The sequence below is a fragment of the Oerskovia sp. Root918 genome, assembly GCF_001428945.1.
GTDB classification, from domain to species: domain Bacteria; phylum Actinomycetota; class Actinomycetes; order Actinomycetales; family Cellulomonadaceae; genus Oerskovia; species Oerskovia enterophila.
The window spans coordinates 292,488-310,065 of record NZ_LMJG01000001.1 but is presented as its reverse complement, the minus strand read 5'-3'; the positions used below and the strand labels follow the sequence as shown (position 1 = coordinate 310,065).

The window sequence follows — 17,578 nt, the reverse complement described above, 5'->3', positions numbered from 1 at the left end:
AGTTCGGCGCGCTCCCTGCGCCGCAGCCCACACCTACCGGAAGGACGGTGGGACCCGCCGGGGTCCCGTGACGCCATGACCAGCACCAGACACCGCCACCTCGCCCTGGGGATCGCCCTCGCCCTGCCCGCCGCCGTGCTCGCCGGCTGCGCCACGGGCGAGGCCTCCCCCGCCGCGACGTCCGACGCGTCCGCACACGACCACGACGAGCACGAGGAGGGCGGCCACGGCACCGAGGCCGCGACCGACACCCCGCGCATCGCCCTGACCTACGACGGCGGGATCGTCGTCCTCGACGGCACGAGCCTCGAGCAGGTCGCCGACCTCCCGGTCGACGGCTTCACGCGCATCAACCCCGCAGGGGACGAGCGCCACGTGATCGTCTCCGCGGGTGACGCGTTCCGGGTCCTCGACCTCGGCACGTGGGGCGAGCCGCACGGCAACCACTCGCACTTCTACACGTCCGAGCCGGCCTTCACGACGACCGAGTTCGCCGCGAACCACCCCGGCCACGTGGTCCGCCACGCGGGCCGCACGGTCCTGTTCAACGACGGCTCGGGCCTCGTCGAGTCGTTCGACCCGCACGACCTCGCGGACGGCGACCCCCAGACCACGACGTACACGACCCCGTCCCCGCACCACGGCGTCGCGGTCGAGCTCGAGAGCGGCGACCTGCTCGTCACCGACGGCACCGAGGACTCGCGGTCGAGCGTCGCGGTCCTCGACAGCGGTCGCCACGAGGTCGCGCGCACCGACGCCTGCCCGGGCGTGCACGGCGAGGCCGTCGCGGCCGACGAGGCCGTGGTCGTGGGCTGCGAGGACGGCGTGGTCGTCTACGCGGGCGGCGAGCTGACCAAGATCGCGTCGCCCGACGCCTACGGCCGGATCGGCAACCAGGCCGGCTCGGACGAGTCGCCCGTGGTCCTGGGCGACTACAAGTCCGACCCGGACGCCGAGCTCGAGCGCCCCACCCGTGTCTCGCTCGTCGACACCGTGAGCCGGCAGATCACCCTGGTCGACACGGGCGCGAGCTACACGTTCCGCTCGCTCGGCCGCGGCCCGCACGGCGAGGCGCTCGTCCTGGGGACCGACGGCGCACTGCGCGTCATCGACCCCGCCTCGGGGGCGGTCACCAGCACCATCGCGGTGATCGACGCGTGGACCGAGCCCGACGACTGGCAGGCCCCGCGCCCCACGCTGTTCGTGCTCGACCACACGGCCTACGTGACGGACCCCGCCACGAAGGCCGTGCACGCGGTCGACGTCGAGTCGGGCAAGGTCTACGCGAGCACCACGCTCGACGTGGTCCCCAACGAGCTGACGGGGGTCTCGGGACTCCCCGGGTGATCGCCTGCCCGACGGCGCCACGCGCCCCGGGCGACCACCTCACCGCGCGAGGTGGTCGCCCGGGCGCGCTGCGTCGTCGGGCCCCTCCGGGACGGGCGATCACCTCTTCCGCCCAGGCAGCCCTTGCACTTCCGCCGTACCGTCGAGGGGTCAACCGCCCGACCGACCTTCGAGGAGGGCCCGTGAAGGGTTCGAACAAGGCCGAGGCGCCCAAGCGTCCCCCGGGCAGCCCGATGCTGATCGTGCTGATGATCATCGTGGTCCTCCCTTCCGTGCTGCTCGCCGACGCGTGGGGAGCCGGCCCGGTGGGGATCATCGGCGGACTGACGGGCATGTTCGCGCTGGTGGCCTTCATGGGCGGTCCGCTCCGGGCGGACCTCCGCATCGCTGCGGTGATGGGCCCGCTGCTGATCTTCGCAGCAGCCGTCCCGCGCCTGGTGGCCGAGACCTCGCGCCCCGCGGCGATCGCGCTCGTCGTGGTGCTCGTGTTCGTGGCCGCGCTCCTCCCCCTGCTCGGCCCCCGCTTCGGCAACGCGGGGATGGGGCTCGGGATGACCACGGTGTTCGGCTACGGCTACGCACCGATGGGTGGGGCCGATCATCGGCAGGTGATCGCGGCGGCCGTCGCGGGGGTCGCCGTGGCGCTCGTCCTGCGCATCCTGATGGGGATCTCGGACCCGTCCAAGCAGACCCGCGAACAGGTCGCCGCGGTGCTCGTCGCCGACGATCCGAGCAGCGCCACCGCCACCGCGTTCAGCACCTGGCTCAGCGACGGCAGGCAGCGCTGGCTCGCGGACGCGCTCGAGGGTGCCTCGCGCTACCGCCTCGCCCTGCACACGGCACACCTCACCGCGGCGGGCGATCCCGACGACACCGTGCTCCGCGAGCGGGCTCACGAGCTGGCCGAGGAGATGAAGGCCAAGCCCCGGCGGGGCGAGCCCGTCAAGGCGCCGTCGCCCTCGCCGGCATCAGCCGTCACCGAGCCCCCCTTCACCGACGCAGCGCGCGCCCTGGACTCCGTCGAGCAGGCGATCCAGGAGCGCGACACCACCACGGTCACGCTCGATCGGGACCGGCGCCACCAGCTCCAGGACGCGGTGCTGCACCCCGCGGCCAGGCTGCAGTCCATCCAGTTCCGGCACGCGTTCCGCACTGCGCTCGCAGTGCTGCTGATGCTGCTGATCACGTCCGGCCTGGAACGGGGTGACCCCCTGGTCTCGACCGTGCTGCTGACCACCTTCAGCATCCTCCAGGCCAGCTGGAGCGGCACCGTGGCCAAGACGAAGAACAAGATCATCGGTCTGGTCTCCGGCTCGCTCACGGTCGCGGTGGTCCTGCTGGTCGTCCCGTCGCGCTATCTCACCCTGGTCGCGGTCGTCGCCCTGTGCCTGGGGCTGTGGTACATCGTCACCCGCCCGGCGCTGGGCGGCGCGTTCATGGTCGTCGTCAGCGTCGGCTTCAACTCCGTGACCCGTGACCTGAACGCGGTCGACCTCCTGACGCAGTACGTGGTGCTCACCCTGAGCGCGGTGCTGGTCGGAGTGGTCCTCGGCTTCGCCGTGATCCCGGGCTTCCGGCCCCCACCTCTGCGACGACGTATCGAGACCGCGTCCGAGGCCACCGCGACCGCGCTCCGTGCCTCGTCGGAGAGGTCCGGTCCACAGCAGCCTGAGGAGATCGCCCTGCTCCGGGACGCCGTCCGCCTGCAGGACGAGCTGGTGCCCGACCGCGACCGGCTCGACGACAGGCAGCTCGCGGAGCTCGACACGCTGCGCAACGGGTTGCGCGACCTGACCGTCCTCGCCGACGCAGCGCAGCTGAACCGCGGCGAGCTCGACCAGGTCCTCCAGGCGTTGAGCCCCGACGACCCGACGGGCGGGAACGGGGCCGACGGCACGGCCCCCGAGACCTCGGGCGCAGCGTCCTCGACCTTGTGGGACCTGGCCCAGCACGCCGGCTCGGCCGAGCGGTACCTGCTGCGGACGCTGCCGGACCACGCCTGAGCCGGCTCGCACGGTCTCGCCTCAGGACCGGGCGAGCGCCTCCGCGAGGCGGTCGAGCAGCTCGACCTGCCCCGCGACCACGAGCTCGCGCGCCCGCGCGAGCGGCACCCACGCGACCCGGTCGAGCTCCGGGAACGACGCCGTCCGGCCCGACCGCGGCGGCCACTCCATCTCGAACGTGTTGCTCGTCGCGGTGCTCGCGTCGAAGTCGGCGCGGCGCGCCCAGGCACGAACGGTCTTGCCCGCTCGCTGCCTGATCTGCCCCAGGTCGATCTCCGGCCCCTCGGGCGGAGCGGACCCGAGCTCCTCGGTGAACTCGCGGACCGCCGCGGCGTGCGGGTCCTCGTCGGGGTCGTGCTCGCCCTTGGGGATGGTCCAGGCGCGTTCTTCCTTGCGCGCCCACAGCGGACCGCCCATGTGCCCGACGAGCACCTCGACCTCTCCCCCGTCACCGACCCGGTGCAGGAGGAGCCCCGCGCTGCTCGCCACGACCCGCGCCCTACGAGACCGGGGGACGCGCCTGGAGCTCGGCCAGCACCGCCGGGTCCTGGACGTTCATCCACGCGATGACGTCCTGGTACGTGGCGCAGATGGTCTCGGGCTTGCCGCACGCCTCGAGCATGAAGTCCTTGGCCGCCGGGTTGAACGCGTTGCCGCTCCACTGGTTGAAGTGGTTGGCCACGAGCACGGGCGCACGGTTGCCGTTGAAAGCGACGTCGTACATGTGCCGGTACGTCTCGAGCACCGCGGCGCGGATCTCGGGGGCCCGCTCGGGCTGGTTCTGCGCCTTGTTGAACTTGTACCAGAAGTTGTAGTCCATGGCCATGACGTTGCCGAGCGTCGGAGAGCTCGTCGTCTGCATCCGGAACTCCCACACGCCGTACTCCTGCTTGGGCCACGCGATGCCGCTGCCGGGGATCGAGGAGTCGTACGTCTGCCCGTGCGCGGCCCACGCCGGGGCGATCTGGTCCCAGTTGCCCTCGAGGCACGGCGTCCGACCGCCCGTGACCTCGGAGGCCGGGATCTCGAGCGGTGGCGTGTCCTGGAGGCCGTTGATCTCCTGCCAGTCGTTCCAGAAGCCGAAGAACTGGTCGAGCTCGCTGTTCCAGTCGGCCGTGGTCCAGTCCGCGCCACCGGGCGGGTTGTCGGCGCAGAAGTGCCCGTTGTAGTGCGTGCCGATCTCGTGGCCCTCCAGGTAGGCAGCGTTGAGGTCGCCCACGAGGGTCGTGACCGTGGCCGCGTCCCCGCCGAACCCCACCGACGCCTTGCCCGGCGCGTGCCCCGGTCCGGTGTAGGCGTCGCGGTGCTCGTCCGTCAGGAGGTAGATGCCCGTGAGGAATCCCGTGAACCGTGCGTCGACCTGGGCCGCCGCCTCACGGAACTCGGTCCACCGGTCGTGCCACCCGGCGCCGTCGAACGAGAAGATGATGAACTGCGGCGGGTTCTCGCCGGGCGCGAGCTTGGTGAGCGGGACGTTCGACGCCGCCCGCGTGGGGGTCGGCGTGGGCGTGGGGGTCGGCTCCTCGGGCGTGGGCTCCTCCGAGGGTGAGACGTCCCCGGTGGGGCGCTCCGCCGTCGGGCCCGGTTCTGTGGGCCCCGGAGATCCTGTGCACCCGGCGACCAGCGCCAGGGCCGCGACCACCGCCCCCGCACCGAGCGCCGCCCGGCGCACCGTTCCGACAGGACGAGCAGAACGCAGTGACACGAAGAGTCCTTCCGAGCGTGGGCCGTCCCACCACGCTAGGGGAGGACGCGGTGCCGCGCTCGGCCTGAGCGGGTGAGTCTGCTCAGGGTTCCGGGACGTCCTCGAAGACGCTCCCCGGGTTGCGCATGAGCGACGCCCGGTCGAGCGGCCACACCTTGGCGACCGCGGTGCCGACGACGTTGTCGATCGGCACGAACCCGTTCCCGGGCTTGTCCGTGTTGTAGCGCGAGTCGCCCGAGTTCTGCCGGTTGTCGCCCAGGACGAACAGCGAGCCCTCGGGCACGACCACGTCGAACTCGATCTCGCTGGGGATCGAGCCCGGCTTGATGTACGTCTCGTCGATCGCGACGCCGTTGACCGAGACGCGGCCCTGCGCGTCGCAGCACGTCACGTGGTCCCCGGGCAGCCCGATGACCCTCTTGATGAGGTGCTCGCCCGCGTCCACCGGACGGATGCCGATGAAGGTCAGGAACGTCTCGCCCGCCTTGACCAGGCCCGTCGACTCCTGCTGCGGCTGGCTCGCGAGCCAGCCGCCCGGGTCCTTGAAGACCACGACGTCGCCACGGTGGATGTCGAGGAAGCGCGGGACGAACCGCGAGGCCAGGACCCTGTCGTCCTTGATGAGGGTGTTCTCCATCGACTCGCTCGGGATGACGAACGGCTGGACCACGAAGGTCTTGATGAGGAACGAGATGACCAGGGCCGCGACGACGATCACGCCGACCTCGCGCGCGAACGACCAGCGCCGCCTGGACCTCACGGCTGCGCCGGGCGCCGGGGCCCCCGCCGAGCCGTCGCCGGGCTCGCCGCTGGGTGCCTGCCCCTCGGGGAAGACCGACTCGACATCGGGCGCGCCGGGGAAGGCGCCCGACGGTCTCGGCTGGTCGTCTGGGCGCTCGGCGTCGTTCGAAGTCACGGGGACACTCTTTCACCAATGGGCTCGTGGGGCCGGTCGGTCTCGGCGGGCCGGCGCCGCGGACGGTGACGGGCCGCTCTCCGGAGACGTGGTGTTCACGACTCGCCAGGTCCGGACGGGCAGACGGGGTGAGTCCGGGGTGGGGTGTGTTGTTCGTGCAGCCACCACCATTGTGGTGGCTGCACGAACAACACACCCCCCCGGGAGACGGGCAGGGCGCAAGCGTCCCGCACGACCGCGAAGCCCGAGGCAGGTGGCGCAAGATCGCGGGCCCCGTCAGCGGCACGATCCGCTCCGCCGGCGAGAGCGCCCCAGCCGGGGCACCAACGACGAAGGGCCCCGACCACTGGTCGGGACCCTTCGTACTTGCGGTAGCGGTGAGATTCGAACTCACGGTGGACTTTCACCCACACACGCTTTCGAGGCGTGCTCCTTAGGCCACTCGGACACGCTACCCAGCCGGGAAGTCCCGGCTGCAGAAGGATACCCGCTCGCGGCGCCTGGACCGAATCGGGCACCCCGCGCGCCTGCCGGCACCCGAGGGAGGCGCCGTCGCACGCCCGACGCCGGGCCCGCCGTCGGGCACCGACGCCGCGTCCCGAACTCATATCCCCGGCTACCCCGGGTCATAGGGACCTCACAGGTTCGGACGGCTCACTGGAGGAGCTCACTTCCCCGTCACCTGGAGGTCACCCGTGACCCAGCCCCCACAGCTCGCGCTGTACCTCGTCGACCTGGTCGCCGTGCTCGTCCTGACGTTCGGCCTCTACTTCCCGCGCCACCGGCGCCGCGACCTGGTCGTCGCCTACCTGGGCGTCAACGTGGGTGTCCTCGCGGTCGCCGCGACGCTCGCGAGCAGCACGGTCGGCGCGGGCCTGGGACTCGGCCTCTTCGGTGTCCTGTCGATCATCCGCCTGCGGTCGACCGAGCTGTCGCAGCACGAGGTCGCCTACTACTTCGCCGCCCTCGCCCTGGGTCTCCTGGGCGGGCTCGGCACCAGCGCGGGCTGGCTCGGCGTCGCCGGGAGCGCACTGATCCTGGTGGTCATGGCGGTCGCGGACCACCCGCGACTCCTGCGCCGCCACCGCAGCCAGGTCATCATGCTCGACCGCGCCTTCCCCGACGAGGTCGGCCTCGTCGCCTACCTCGAGCAGCTCCTCGGGGCGCACGTCCACTCGGCCTCGGTCCAGCGCCTCGACCTGGTCAACGACACGACCCTGGTCGACGTCCGCTACGAGGTCGCCCCGGGCGGCGGCGTCATCGCGAGCAGCGACGCCACACCGTCCGCGGCCGCCCTCCCGGGCGGCGCGAGCGCAGGGCAGGTGCCGGCATGACCACGCTCCTGCCCGACGGCGCCACGCCCGACTCCCTCGCCGCACCTCACGCCGGGTTCGCTCCCATCTCGCTCGACGAGCTCGTCGAGTCGGCCTCGCTCCAGACCCGGATCGACCGCAAGTACGTCCTGCGCCGGGCCGAGGCGCGCGCGGTGCTCGCCGACCTGGTCGAGCGGGAGCCGGGCGTGCGGGTCCTCGACATCGACGGCCGCCGCGACTTCGCGTACGAGTCGGTGTACTTCGACACCCCCGATCTCACGAGCTACCACCTGGCGGCCCACCGGCGCCGCCGCCGGTTCAAGGTCCGCACCCGCACCTACCTGGACTCGGGCGAGGCGTGGCTCGAGGTCAAGACGCGCGCGGCCCGCGGGTCGACCGTCAAGGAGCGCGTCGAGCACGAGCCCGACGCCAGGTGCGCGCTCGGCGACGGCCGCCGCTTCGTGTCCGCGACGCTCGACGACGCCGCGATCCCCGCGGCCGCCGACCTGCCGCTCGCGGCCGGGCTCGTGACCCGCTACCGGCGCACCACGCTCTTCCTCCCCGGCGGCGCGCAGGGAGCACCAGCCGCCCGCGCGACGCTCGACAGCGACCTCACGTGGCTGCTCGACGAGGGCACGCCCGCCGGTCGCACCGCGGCGGTCCCCGACCTCGTCGTCGTCGAGACCAAGACCGGGTCGACGCCGTCGTGCCTCGACCACCTCCTCTGGCGCAGCGGCCACCGGCCGCAGCGCATCTCCAAGTACGGCACGGGTCTGGCGGTCCTCCGCCCCGACCTGCCGGGCACGCCGTGGCGGCGCGTCATCCGCCGCTACCTCGAGCCCTCCCTGACCACCTCTCACGACAGGAGCACCTGATGCGACTTCGCAGACCGACCACCGTCACCACCGCGGTCCTGACCGCCACGCTCACCGCCGCCACGCTCGTCGGCTGCTCGGCCGACGCCGGCGAGAGCACGAGCGCCACCACGAGCGACGCCGCGTCCGCCACCACCGCGTCGTCCGCCGTCGCGGGCCTGACTCCCGAGGAGGCCATGGCCGCGAACGCCGAGCCGCACTCCTCGGGAGCCGACGACGAGGACCTCGCGTGGGACGAGTCCGAGGAGGTCGCGATCTCGCTCGACGGCGACTCGGCCCAGGCGGACGGCGACGGCGTGAGCGTGGACGGCTCGACCGTCACGATCACCCAGGCCGGCACCTACCGCGTCACGGGGGACCTGACCGACGGGCAGCTCGTCGTGGCCTCGTCGGGCGACGGCGTGGTGCGCCTCGTGCTCGACGGCGCGAGCGTCACGAGCTCGACGACCTCGGCCCTGGTCGTGGACGACGCGGCGAGCGCCGTCGTCGTCCTGGCCGACGGCTCGACGAACCACCTCGAGGCGACAGGGGCGGCTGTCGATGCCGATGGCGACGGCAGCACCGACGAGCCCGACGGCGCCCTGTTCTCCTCCGCCGACCTGACGATCGGCGGCACGGGGTCGCTCGACGTGGTCAGCGCCTCGACCGACGGGATCGTGAGCAAGGACGGCCTGGTGATCGCGGGCGGCACCCTCACGGTCGACGCGGCCGACGACGGCGTCCGCGGCAAGGACTACCTGGTCGTGACGGGCGACGCCTCGGTCACGGTCGACGCCGTCGCCGACGGTCTCAAGTCGACCAACGCCGACGACGAGACCATGGGCTACGTCGCGGTCCTCGGCGGCACGGTCGACCTCACGGCGGGCGACGACGGCATCCAGGCAGAGACCGACGCGATCGTCTCCGACGCGACCGTGACGATCGCCGCCGCCGGGGGCGCGGGCGCCGAGGTGGCCGAGGACGCGTCCGCCAAGGGCATCAAGGGCGACGTGGGGGTCGTGGTCGGCGGCGGCGCCGACGTGCGCGTCGACGCCGCGGACGATGGCCTGCACTCGAACGGCGCGGTGTCCGTCTCCGGTGGGGACATCACGCTCGCCTCGGGCGACGACGGCGTCCACGCCGACGGCGACGTCACCGTCGCGGACGGCAACCTCACGGTCACCGAGTCGGTCGAGGGCCTCGAGGGGGCGACCATGACGCTCGCGGGCGGCGACGTCGACATCACGTCGTCCGACGACGGCGTGAACGCCGCTGGCGGGACGAGCAGCACGTCGGACACCGCGGCGGGCACCACCCAGGACGGCACCGCACCCCAGGGCGCTTCCGCGGGCGACGGCGAGATGCCCGACGACTTCACTCCCCCGGCCGACGGCGAGATGCCGGCCATGCCCGACGGCGCCGCCCCGGGCGACGGTACGGCGGGCGAGCCTCCCGCGATGCCCGACGGCGAGATGCCCGACGGCGCGGCCCCGGGTGGTCAGGCCGGCGGCCAGGGCGGTGCACCCGGAGGCGAGAGCGCCGACACGGGCGACTACTGGCTCAAGATCACGGGCGGCACGCTCGTGGTCGACGCAGGCGGCGACGGCCTCGACAGCAACGGGACGATCGAGATCACGGGCGGCACGACCGTCGTCCAGGGCCCGACGAACGCGGGCAACGGTGCGCTCGACACCGCCGGGGCGTTCACGGTCTCGGGTGGCACGCTGCTCGCCGCGGGCAGCTCGGGCATGGCCGTCGCGCCGGACACCGACTCGTCGCAGGGCTGGGTCGCGGCGAACCTCGACCAGACGGCCGCGGCCGGGACCGTGGTCCACGTCCTGTCCGACGACGGCACGACCCTCGTGTCCTACGAGGTCACCAAGGACACGGAGAACATCGTCTACTCCTCGCCGGAGATCACGACCGGCGCGACGTACGTCGTCCAGGCGGGCGGGACGCTCGGCTCGCCCGACACGACGGGCCTCTCGTCGGACGGCAGCACCGACGGCGCCACGCAGGTCGCGACGGCCACCGCGGGTGAGTTCGCGGGCGGCGGCACGGGAGGCATGGGTGGCGGAGGACGCCGACCCGGTGCCAGCGACGCCACGGGCGAGGCGACGACGAGCGGCACGTGACGCCGTCGGGCACGCGCGCCCGCAGGCCGTAGGCACGGGACGAGCCCGTCACCCGACAGGACGACACGAGAGGGGTGCCGCACCCGACGGTGCGGCACCCCTCTCCCCTGTCATGGAACGGCCCATGACACGGTGCTGCGGTGCAGCGCGGCGGTCAGACCGCCGTCACGCAGGTCATGCCGAGCAGGGCTGACCCGCGTCCCACGCACCCCAGACGTTGCTCCCGGGCACCTCGCCGCGGGTCCACCACTGGGCGGTGTGGTTGACACCCGCACGGGACACGACGGCGCCGCCCGTGTAGGTCGCCTCGAGCGAGAACGCCGGTGCGCACGTGACGACCTCGACCACGGGGGCCGTGCCGCACGGGCCGATCTTCTGCCACGGGCTGCCCGAGGTCGCGGCCGGAGCCGTGCCGCGGGTCCACCACCTGGCCTTGTACTCGGCGCCGTCGTGCGAGACCACGTCGCCCGAGGTGTAGACGCCCGAGCCGAACCACGGTGCGGCGCACTGCGCGTCGACCCCGGGTCCGGGCGTCGAGGCGCGCAGGGTCGAGCCGAGCGTCCCGCCGAGCTCGTTCTTGTAGTCACCGCTCAGGTCCCACCACATGGCCCCGCCGTACCCCTGGACCGCGAGCCACTCTGCCTTGGCGTTGACCGACGCCGGGTCGTCGAAGCTCCACCACTGGTCGCCGTCGTAGCGCCACGACGCACCGATCGTCGGGTCGAAGAACGCCTTGCCGAACGTGCGCAGCTCGGCGTAGGTCTTGGTGCCGACGTAGCCCTCGGCGGGCTTCCAGCCCGCGCTGCCGTCCTCGACGCCGTACCAGCCGTGGCCGTACGCCGCGAGGCCCGCGTTGAGCTGCTGGGGGTCCGCCCCGGCGTTCACGTACATGCCCATGGCGCCGTCGAGGCCCAGGCCCCAGTTCTCGGTGCCGTCCGGGTGCAGGTTGCCCTGGTGCCCGGTCTTGTCGGGGACCCAGCCGCCGTGGAAGTCGTAGCCCTGGACGTTGAGGAAGTCGACCGACGCGAAGAAGCGCTTGTCGAGCCAGCCGCCCTGACCCGCGTTCCAGCCGCCGGCCGGCGCGAACGCCGTGAGCAGGTAGTCCTCACCGTCCTGGTCGCCCAGCGCGTCGAGCGAGGAGCGGAACTCCTCCATGAGGAGCAAGAAGTTCTCCTTGTCCTCGGGGCGTGCGTTGGCGGTCTCGCCGCCCGTGACAGGCCACTCCCAGTCGATGTCGATGCCGTCGAAGATGCCGGCCGCAGCACCCGGGCCGCCCTTGTCACCGATCTGGGGCAGGTTGCCCTTGATGTAGATGTCGAGGCACGAGTCGACGAGCCGGGTGCGCCCCTCGGCCGTCGAGGCGGCCTCGGAGAAGTTGTCCGACCAGGTCCAGCCACCCAGCGACACGAGGATCTTGGTGTCCGGGCTGACCTCCTTGAGCTTGCGGAGCTGGTTGAAGTTGCCCGCGAGCGCCTGGCCGGGCTTGTCGGCCTTGCCGTCCACGGAGCTCTTGGCGGGGACGAGGCGCAGGAAGTCGTTCTGCGCGTCACCCTCGCCGGGCTCCTCGGTGATGTCGCACACCAGGTCGGTCGTGACGTTGCCGAACGCGTAGTTGAGGTGGGTCAGGTCCTTGATCGCGCCCGAGGACACGAGGTTCGCGACGTGGAAGTCGCGCGTGACCGGGCTGTCGGCCATGAGGTAGCCGACGCTGCGGTAGCCGTTGATGTCGTCGGTGCCTGCGGTCGTCGCAGCGGGCTTGGCAGAAGCGACGGACTGGGTCGCGACGGCCTGGGCAGCGGGGGCCACCAGGACGGATGCCGCGAGCACCGCTGCTGCGGCGATCGCCACCGGCGCGAGCCGGCGCGTGGGTGTGTCTTGCATGAAGGGCCTCGTTGCTCTCCTCCGGGCACGCCCGGAACTTTGTTCGGACGCCTCGCACATTAGCCGTGCTGAGAACCTTTGCCAAGACCCTTAACCAATAAGTTTCCTACCGGTCCGCGAGGCGTCCCTTTTGCCCCGTGAACAGGTGTTTTACACCTGGTCCCACCGAGGCCCGTCCGGGAGGTTCACCCGATCTTCAGGCACGCGTCGTACGCTCGAACGGTGCTACCGGAGACCCCTGCCACGACCCCGACGACCGACGACGTCCTGCACCTCCTGCGCGGCAAGCGGCTGACCGCCCTGACCGGCGCGGGCATCTCGACGGACTCGGGCATCCCCGACTACCGCGGCCCCGACTCTCCCCCGCGCAACCCCATGACGTACCAGCAGTTCGTCGGCGACGAGGCCTTCCGCCGTCACTACTGGGCGCGGAACCACGTCGGCTGGCAGCGCGTGCACCGCACGCACCCCAACGGCGGGCACAAGGCTCTCGTGCGGCTCGAGGAACGCGGCGTCCTCGAGGGGATCATCACGCAGAACGTCGACCTGCTCCACGAGGACGCGGGCTCGCGCAACGTGATCGACCTGCACGGGCGCTACGACCGCGTGATCTGCCTGTCGTGCTCGCGCGTCGTCTCGCGCGAGCACCTGGCCGATCGCCTCACCGAGCTCAACCCGCACTTCCTCGAGAGCATCGGCGACCTCGAGGACGTCGAGACCGCTCCCGACGCCGACGCGGTCATCGAGTCGACCGCGCACTTCGTGCCTGCGGCCTGCGAGTTCTGCGGCGGCATGCTCAAGCCGGAGATCGTGTACTTCGGCGAGAACGTGCCGCGCGAGCGGGTCGAGCGGGCATACGCCATGGTCGACGCCGCGGACGCGCTGCTCGTCGCGGGCTCGTCGCTGACCGTCATGAGCGGGCTGCGGTTCGTCAAGCACGCCGTGAAGACCGACAAGCCCGTCGTGATCGTCAACCGCGGCGCGACCCGGGGCGACCCGCTCGCGACGATCAAGCTCGAGGCCGGCGTCTCCGAGACGCTCGAGGAGCTCGCGGACAGGCTCTGACGGGCGTCTCGCGCCGGGAGCTGCGCGTGGGGCCCGCGCCGAGAAGTGAGCAGATGCCCCTGGATCGAGCGATCCAGGGGCATCTGCTCACTTCTCGGCCGGAGGTCCCCTCAGGCGCCGAGCCGGATCGCCACGATGCCCACGACGGCGCAGATCGTCGCCGTGACGCGCCGTGCGCTCAGCGGTTCACGGAACACGAGGAAGCCGATCGCTCCGGCCGCGAGCACGCCCGTCTCGCGCAGCGCCGAGACGACCGCGAGCGGTGCGATCGACTGCGCCCAGACCACGATCGTGTAGGCCGCGAGCGAGAGGACGCCGCCCAGCACCCCCATCGGCGCGTGCGTGCGCAGCCCTCGGACGAACTCACCCTTGTCCCGTGCCAGGAGCAGGCACGTGAGCGGGATCGAGACCCCCTGGAGCAGGAACAGCCATGCTGCGTAGCTGAGCGGCTCGCCCGAGAGGCGCACCCCGACGCCGTCGAGCACCGAGTACGCCGTGATGGTGAGGCCGACGACGACCGAGATGAGCGTGCCGGTCGCGCTCGCGCGGCCCTTGGGTGCCCACGCGAGCGTGAGCAGCGCCAGCGCGACGACCGCGACACCCCCGAGCTGCGCCGCGGTCATCACCTCCCCGAGGAAGACCGTCGAGACGAGGGTGATGCCGAGCACCGCGATGCCACGGGTGAGGGGGTAGGCGCTCCCGAACTCCGACTTCGCGTACGCGGCCGTGAGCAGCAGGAGGTAGAGCGTCTGGACGGCGGCCGAGACCAGGAGGTACGGCCACGCCGCCCGTTCGGGGAGCGGCAGCACCAGGCAGGCCGCTCCCCCGACCACGAGGTACACGAGCGCGATGAGCGTCGAGGAGACGAGCCGGGCAGGGATCGCCTTGGCGATCGCGTTCCAGGTGCCGTGCAGGACCGCAGCACCGAGGACGACGGCGACGACCGACCCGGTCACTCCGCTCCCCCCGGCACGTCCCCGCCCTCGGAGCCGGCGCCGACCAGGCCGGTACCGACTGGGCCGGCGCCGTCGGCCACGCGCACCGCGTGGAGCAGGACGGCCTGCTCGGGCCGGAGCGCGGGCATCACCACGCCCACGGTGGCCAGGACCGCACCGCTCAGCGTGAGCGGGCCGCCGTCCCACCACGGAGCCGGGTCGGCCCCCTGCGGGACGCCTCCCACGAGGACGGGTCCGACGCGGTAGGTCACGTCGCGTCCGAGCCCAGGGAGCCGGATGCGCCCCGGGCTCGCCACCGCGGCGCGCGCGAGAGAGGCGAACGAGTACACGCCCTCCGAGCCGTCGGCCGCCACGACGCCGTGCAGCGCGAGAGAGGCGTCAGGATGGTCGAGGCGCACGACCTCTCCTCCGTGCAGCAACGCGCGGTGCTCCTTGTGGAACGCGATCCACCCGGCCAGCTCGGCGAGCTCGGCCGCGCTCGCCGCGCGCAGGTCCCACTCGACGCCGAGGTGCCCGAACAGCGCGGTGATCGCCCGGAAGGACAGCGCCTGGACCCTGCCCGTGGTGTGCGAGGCGCCCGACGCGACGTGGGCCCCGACGAGCTCGGGGGGCACGAGCTGGCCCGTCCACCGGTTGATCTGCTGACGTTCGAGGGGGTCGTTGTCGTCGGAGGCCCAGACGCGGTCGGTGCGCTCGAGCACCCCGAGGTCGACCCGACCGCCGCCCGAGGAGCACGACTCGATCTCCAGGCCCGGGTAGCAGGACCTCAGCTCGTCCACGAGCCGGTAGAAGGCGAGGGTCTGCTCGTGCACCCCCGGACGCCCGTCGGGCCCGGAGCCCGCGTCGACCAGGTCGCGGTTGTGGTCCCACTTGATGTACGCGATGTCGTACTCGTCGAGGATCGCGCACATCGCGTCGCGGACGTGGGCGTAGCACGCGGGGATCCCGAGGTTCAGGACCTGCTGGTGGCGCGCCTCGACCGGCAGCCGGCCGCCGGTCGCCATGATCCACTCGGGGTGCGCGCGTGCGAGCTCGGAGTCGACGCTGATCATCTCGGGCTCGAACCACAGCCCGAACTGCAGGCCGAGGCCACGCACGTGGTCGACGAGCGGGTGCAGGCCGTCGGGCCACACGTCGGGCGAGACGTACCAGTCCCCCAGGCCCGCGCGGTCGTCGCGCCGCCCGCCGAACCACCCGTCGTCGAGCACGAAGCGTTCGACGCCGAGCTCGGCCGCACGGTCGGCGAGCTCCCGCAGGGTGTCGAGGTCGTGGTCGAAGTAGACGGCCTCCCACACGTTGAGCGTGACGGGGCGGGGCGAGGTCGGGTGCTGCGGGCGCGAGCGCAGGTACCGGTGCGTGCGCCGTGCCGCGTCGTCCAGGCCTGCCCCGTAGAAGCCGTGGACCCAGGGGCTCGTGTACCGCTCACCGCGGGCGAGGCGCACCTCGCCAGGCAGCAGCAGCTCCCCTCCGCCGATCAGCTGTTCGCCGCCCAGGACCCGCTCGACCTGGTGGACGTGGTTGCCGGACCACCCGGTGTGCACCCCCCAGACCTCGCCGTGACCGAAGCCGAACCCCGGCGTGCCGACCGAGAGCACGGTCGCCGCGTCCAGCCCGGTCCGGCCGCGCCTGCCCTCTCGGCGGTGCGCGCCGACCGTCACCGTGCTGCGTTGGGGCGCTCGTTCGCCGCCCCACCGGCCGGCCAGGTCGAGGATCTCGCTCGCCTCGGTCGGGGTGGGCAGGCAGAGCAGCAGCTCGTCCAGCTGGTAGTGCCCCTCGCCCGTGTTCTCGACCTCCGCGCGCAGGCGCACGGTCCCCGGGGCCGACAGCTCGACGGTGAGCGCGAGACTCAGCTCGGCGTCGTCGTCGACGGCCGTGACGACGAGCGTCCCGCTGCCGTGGTCGACGACCGCGAGAGCCGCGGGCGCGAGCAGCTCGCGTCCGTCGAGCAGCGCCGACGTCGTGCGCCAGCGTGGCGACCAGGCCGTGCCCCCGCGCGACCCGCTCAGTCCCGGGCGGCCCATCCAGCCGCGCGTGTGCTCCGGCAGGATCGCGACCCGCACGGGGACGTCGACCTCGCTCGCGCCCACGGGCAGGACCGCGGACCTGCGCACGGCGTCGAAACCGCGCTCGTCGAGGGGGCCGCAGTCGGCCCCCCAGTGCACGACGGAGGGAAGGGCGCCGTCGGCGAGATCGAGCGCGAGGGCGACGCCGCCGGAGCGCAGGACCAGGCCGTGGACGGGTCGGTCGGTGGTCATCGGGGACCTCTCTTCGGGTGGTCGTACAGGTTCTTGCGAGTTTCAGGACGAGGGAGGACGGAACGGCAGAATTCCGCTATTGTTTGCGCCACCATGACGTCCTCATCGAACACATCGCCGGGCGCCGAGCCCTCGTCCAGGCCGCGCGCGTCGATCAACGACGTCGCCAAGCACGCGGGAGTCTCCGCACAGACCGTCTCGCGCGTCGCGAACGGGCAGACGAACGTCCGGGCCTCGACGCGAGAACGCGTACGCGTCTCGATGCAGGCGCTCGGCTACCGGCCCAACAGCGCTGCTCGCATCCTGAAGTCGGGCCGGTTCCGCAGCATCGGGTTCGTCACCTTCAACCTCGCCACGCTCGGCACCGAGCGCACGCTCAACGCCATCGCCGAGGCCTGCGAGGCCGCCGGCTACACGACCACGCTGCTGCCCGTCGAGGACCCGACGCAGCTCGAGGTCGCGGGCGCCTTCAGCCGGCTCGAGGAGCAGGCCGTCGACGGCATCATCCTCGTGATGTCGGCCGAGCTCGACTCGCTCGACGAGCTGAAGCTCACGGCGGACCTCCCGCTCGTCATCGTCGACTCCGACGCCGAGCTGCCGTACACGATCGTCGACACCGACCAGGAGCAGGGCGCCCGGATCGCGCTCGAGCACCTGCTCGGCCTCGGGCACCGCGACATCGCGCACATCTCCGGACCGGCGACGTCCTTCTCGGCCAAGCGCCGAGCCGCCGCCTACCGCCAGATCATGTCCGACGCCGGGCTCGAGCCGCGCCCGGTGGTCGTCGGCGACTGGACGGCGACCTCGGGGATGGAGCGCATGCGCGACCTCCTCGCCTCCACCCAGCCACCGACGGCCGTGTTCGCGGGCAACGACCAGATGGCGCTCGGAGCCATGCACGCCATCCATGCGCACGGCTGGAAGGTGCCCGACGACGTCAGCGTGGTCGGCTTCGACGACACCGACGACGCGGCCGCGTACTGGCCGGCGCTGACCACCGTGCACCAGAACTTCGACGCCGTGGGTCGGCAGGCGACGGAGCTGCTGCTCTCGATCATCGACGGCGACCCGAACGGTACGCAGAAGGTCCTGGTACCGACGCGGCTCGTGGTCCGCGCGAGCACGGGGCCGGCTCGCAGCTAGCCCCA

The 17,578-nt window shown here is 72.4% G+C and carries 13 protein-coding genes and 1 tRNA gene; 7 read left to right on the top strand and 7 right to left on the bottom strand.

Annotated elements, in window-relative coordinates; all coding sequences use genetic code 11:
- Window positions 1-75: 75 nt before the first annotated feature.
- The gene (aztD, locus tag ASE27_RS01340) at window positions 76-1,347 is read left to right on the top strand and encodes a zinc metallochaperone AztD (protein WP_056644966.1); all 1,272 of its coding nucleotides are present in this window, start codon (window positions 76-78) and stop codon (window positions 1,345-1,347) included.
- Window positions 1,348-1,529: 182 nt separating this feature from the next.
- Window positions 1,530-3,350, top strand: a complete 1,821-nt coding sequence (locus tag ASE27_RS01335) for an FUSC family protein (protein ID WP_056644963.1) — start codon at window positions 1,530-1,532, stop codon at window positions 3,348-3,350.
- A gap of 21 nt (window positions 3,351-3,371) precedes the next feature.
- Here ASE27_RS01335 and ASE27_RS01330 read toward each other — a convergent pair whose 3' ends face one another.
- The 4 genes from ASE27_RS01330 to ASE27_RS01315 form a co-directional block, all read right to left on the bottom strand.
- Complete coding sequence (locus tag ASE27_RS01330) at window positions 3,372-3,839, bottom strand: NUDIX domain-containing protein (RefSeq protein WP_056644960.1); 468 nt, start codon at window positions 3,837-3,839, stop codon at window positions 3,372-3,374.
- Window positions 3,840-3,849: 10 nt separating this feature from the next.
- Complete coding sequence (locus ASE27_RS01325) at window positions 3,850-5,055, bottom strand: hypothetical protein (RefSeq protein WP_056644957.1); 1,206 nt, start codon at window positions 5,053-5,055, stop codon at window positions 3,850-3,852.
- An 82-nt stretch (window positions 5,056-5,137) separates the two neighbouring features.
- Window positions 5,138-5,971: a signal peptidase I gene (gene lepB, locus ASE27_RS01320; RefSeq protein WP_056644954.1), complete on the bottom strand. Its 834-nt coding sequence runs from the start codon at window positions 5,969-5,971 to the stop codon at window positions 5,138-5,140.
- 369 nt (window positions 5,972-6,340) lie between these two features.
- Window positions 6,341-6,427: transfer RNA gene (locus tag ASE27_RS01315), tRNA-Ser, on the bottom strand.
- 239 nt (window positions 6,428-6,666) lie between these two features.
- Between ASE27_RS01315 and ASE27_RS01310 the strand changes: the two genes are divergently transcribed.
- From ASE27_RS01310 to ASE27_RS01300, 3 genes are read left to right on the top strand one after another with little or no spacing between them, the layout of a single operon-like run.
- Complete coding sequence (locus tag ASE27_RS01310; protein ID WP_056644952.1) at window positions 6,667-7,305, top strand: DUF4956 domain-containing protein; 639 nt, start codon at window positions 6,667-6,669, stop codon at window positions 7,303-7,305.
- The gene (locus ASE27_RS01305; RefSeq protein WP_056644949.1) at window positions 7,302-8,159 is read left to right on the top strand and encodes a polyphosphate polymerase domain-containing protein; all 858 of its coding nucleotides are present in this window, start codon (window positions 7,302-7,304) and stop codon (window positions 8,157-8,159) included. Before ASE27_RS01310 ends, ASE27_RS01305 begins: the two co-directional genes overlap by 4 nt.
- On the top strand, window positions 8,159-10,273 hold the full coding sequence (locus ASE27_RS01300; protein WP_056644946.1) for a carbohydrate-binding domain-containing protein: 2,115 nt from the start codon (window positions 8,159-8,161) through the stop codon (window positions 10,271-10,273). The genes ASE27_RS01305 and ASE27_RS01300 overlap by 1 nt, the downstream gene beginning before the upstream one ends.
- 174 nt (window positions 10,274-10,447) lie before the next feature.
- Here the strand turns inward: ASE27_RS01300 and ASE27_RS01295 are convergent, their stop codons facing one another.
- The gene (locus tag ASE27_RS01295) at window positions 10,448-12,154 is read right to left on the bottom strand and encodes a glycosyl hydrolase family 18 protein (protein ID WP_056644943.1); all 1,707 of its coding nucleotides are present in this window, start codon (window positions 12,152-12,154) and stop codon (window positions 10,448-10,450) included.
- 222 nt (window positions 12,155-12,376) lie between these two features.
- On the opposite strand from ASE27_RS01295, the gene ASE27_RS01290 reads away from it, so the two are divergent.
- Window positions 12,377-13,219 carry an NAD-dependent protein deacetylase gene (locus tag ASE27_RS01290; RefSeq protein ID WP_200955868.1) on the top strand — a complete coding sequence of 281 codons (843 nt, stop codon included), beginning with the start codon at window positions 12,377-12,379 and terminating at the stop codon, window positions 13,217-13,219.
- A gap of 110 nt (window positions 13,220-13,329) precedes the next feature.
- On the opposite strand, the gene ASE27_RS01285 is transcribed toward ASE27_RS01290, so the two are convergent.
- Window positions 13,330-14,175 carry a hypothetical protein gene (locus tag ASE27_RS01285; RefSeq protein ID WP_056644940.1) on the bottom strand — a complete coding sequence of 282 codons (846 nt, stop codon included), beginning with the start codon at window positions 14,173-14,175 and terminating at the stop codon, window positions 13,330-13,332.
- Complete coding sequence (locus ASE27_RS01280; RefSeq protein ID WP_082608377.1) at window positions 14,172-16,430, bottom strand: alpha-galactosidase; 2,259 nt, start codon at window positions 16,428-16,430, stop codon at window positions 14,172-14,174. The genes ASE27_RS01285 and ASE27_RS01280 overlap by 4 nt, the downstream gene beginning before the upstream one ends.
- 93 nt (window positions 16,431-16,523) lie before the next feature.
- Here ASE27_RS01280 and ASE27_RS01275 point away from each other — a divergent pair, with 93 nt between their 5' ends.
- Window positions 16,524-17,573 (top strand): LacI family DNA-binding transcriptional regulator, encoded by a 1,050-nt coding sequence (locus tag ASE27_RS01275; RefSeq protein ID WP_056644927.1) that lies wholly within the window; start codon window positions 16,524-16,526, stop codon window positions 17,571-17,573.
- Window positions 17,574-17,578: the final 5 nt, after the last annotated feature.

Excerpts from the sequence above, each read along its gene's own strand:
- ASE27_RS01280 (WP_082608377.1), bottom strand. The coding sequence starts at position 16,430 with ATGACCACCGACCGACCCGTCCACGGCCTGGTCCTGCGCTCCGGCGGC.
- ASE27_RS01295 (WP_056644943.1), bottom strand. The coding sequence starts at position 12,154 with ATGCAAGACACACCCACGCGCCGGCTCGCGCCGGTGGCGATCGCCGCA.
- ASE27_RS01275 (WP_056644927.1), top strand. The coding sequence starts at position 16,524 with ATGACGTCCTCATCGAACACATCGCCGGGCGCCGAGCCCTCGTCCAGG.
- ASE27_RS01300 (WP_056644946.1), top strand. The coding sequence starts at position 8,159 with ATGCGACTTCGCAGACCGACCACCGTCACCACCGCGGTCCTGACCGCC.
- ASE27_RS01305 (WP_056644949.1), top strand. The coding sequence starts at position 7,302 with ATGACCACGCTCCTGCCCGACGGCGCCACGCCCGACTCCCTCGCCGCA.
- aztD (WP_056644966.1), top strand. The coding sequence starts at position 76 with ATGACCAGCACCAGACACCGCCACCTCGCCCTGGGGATCGCCCTCGCC.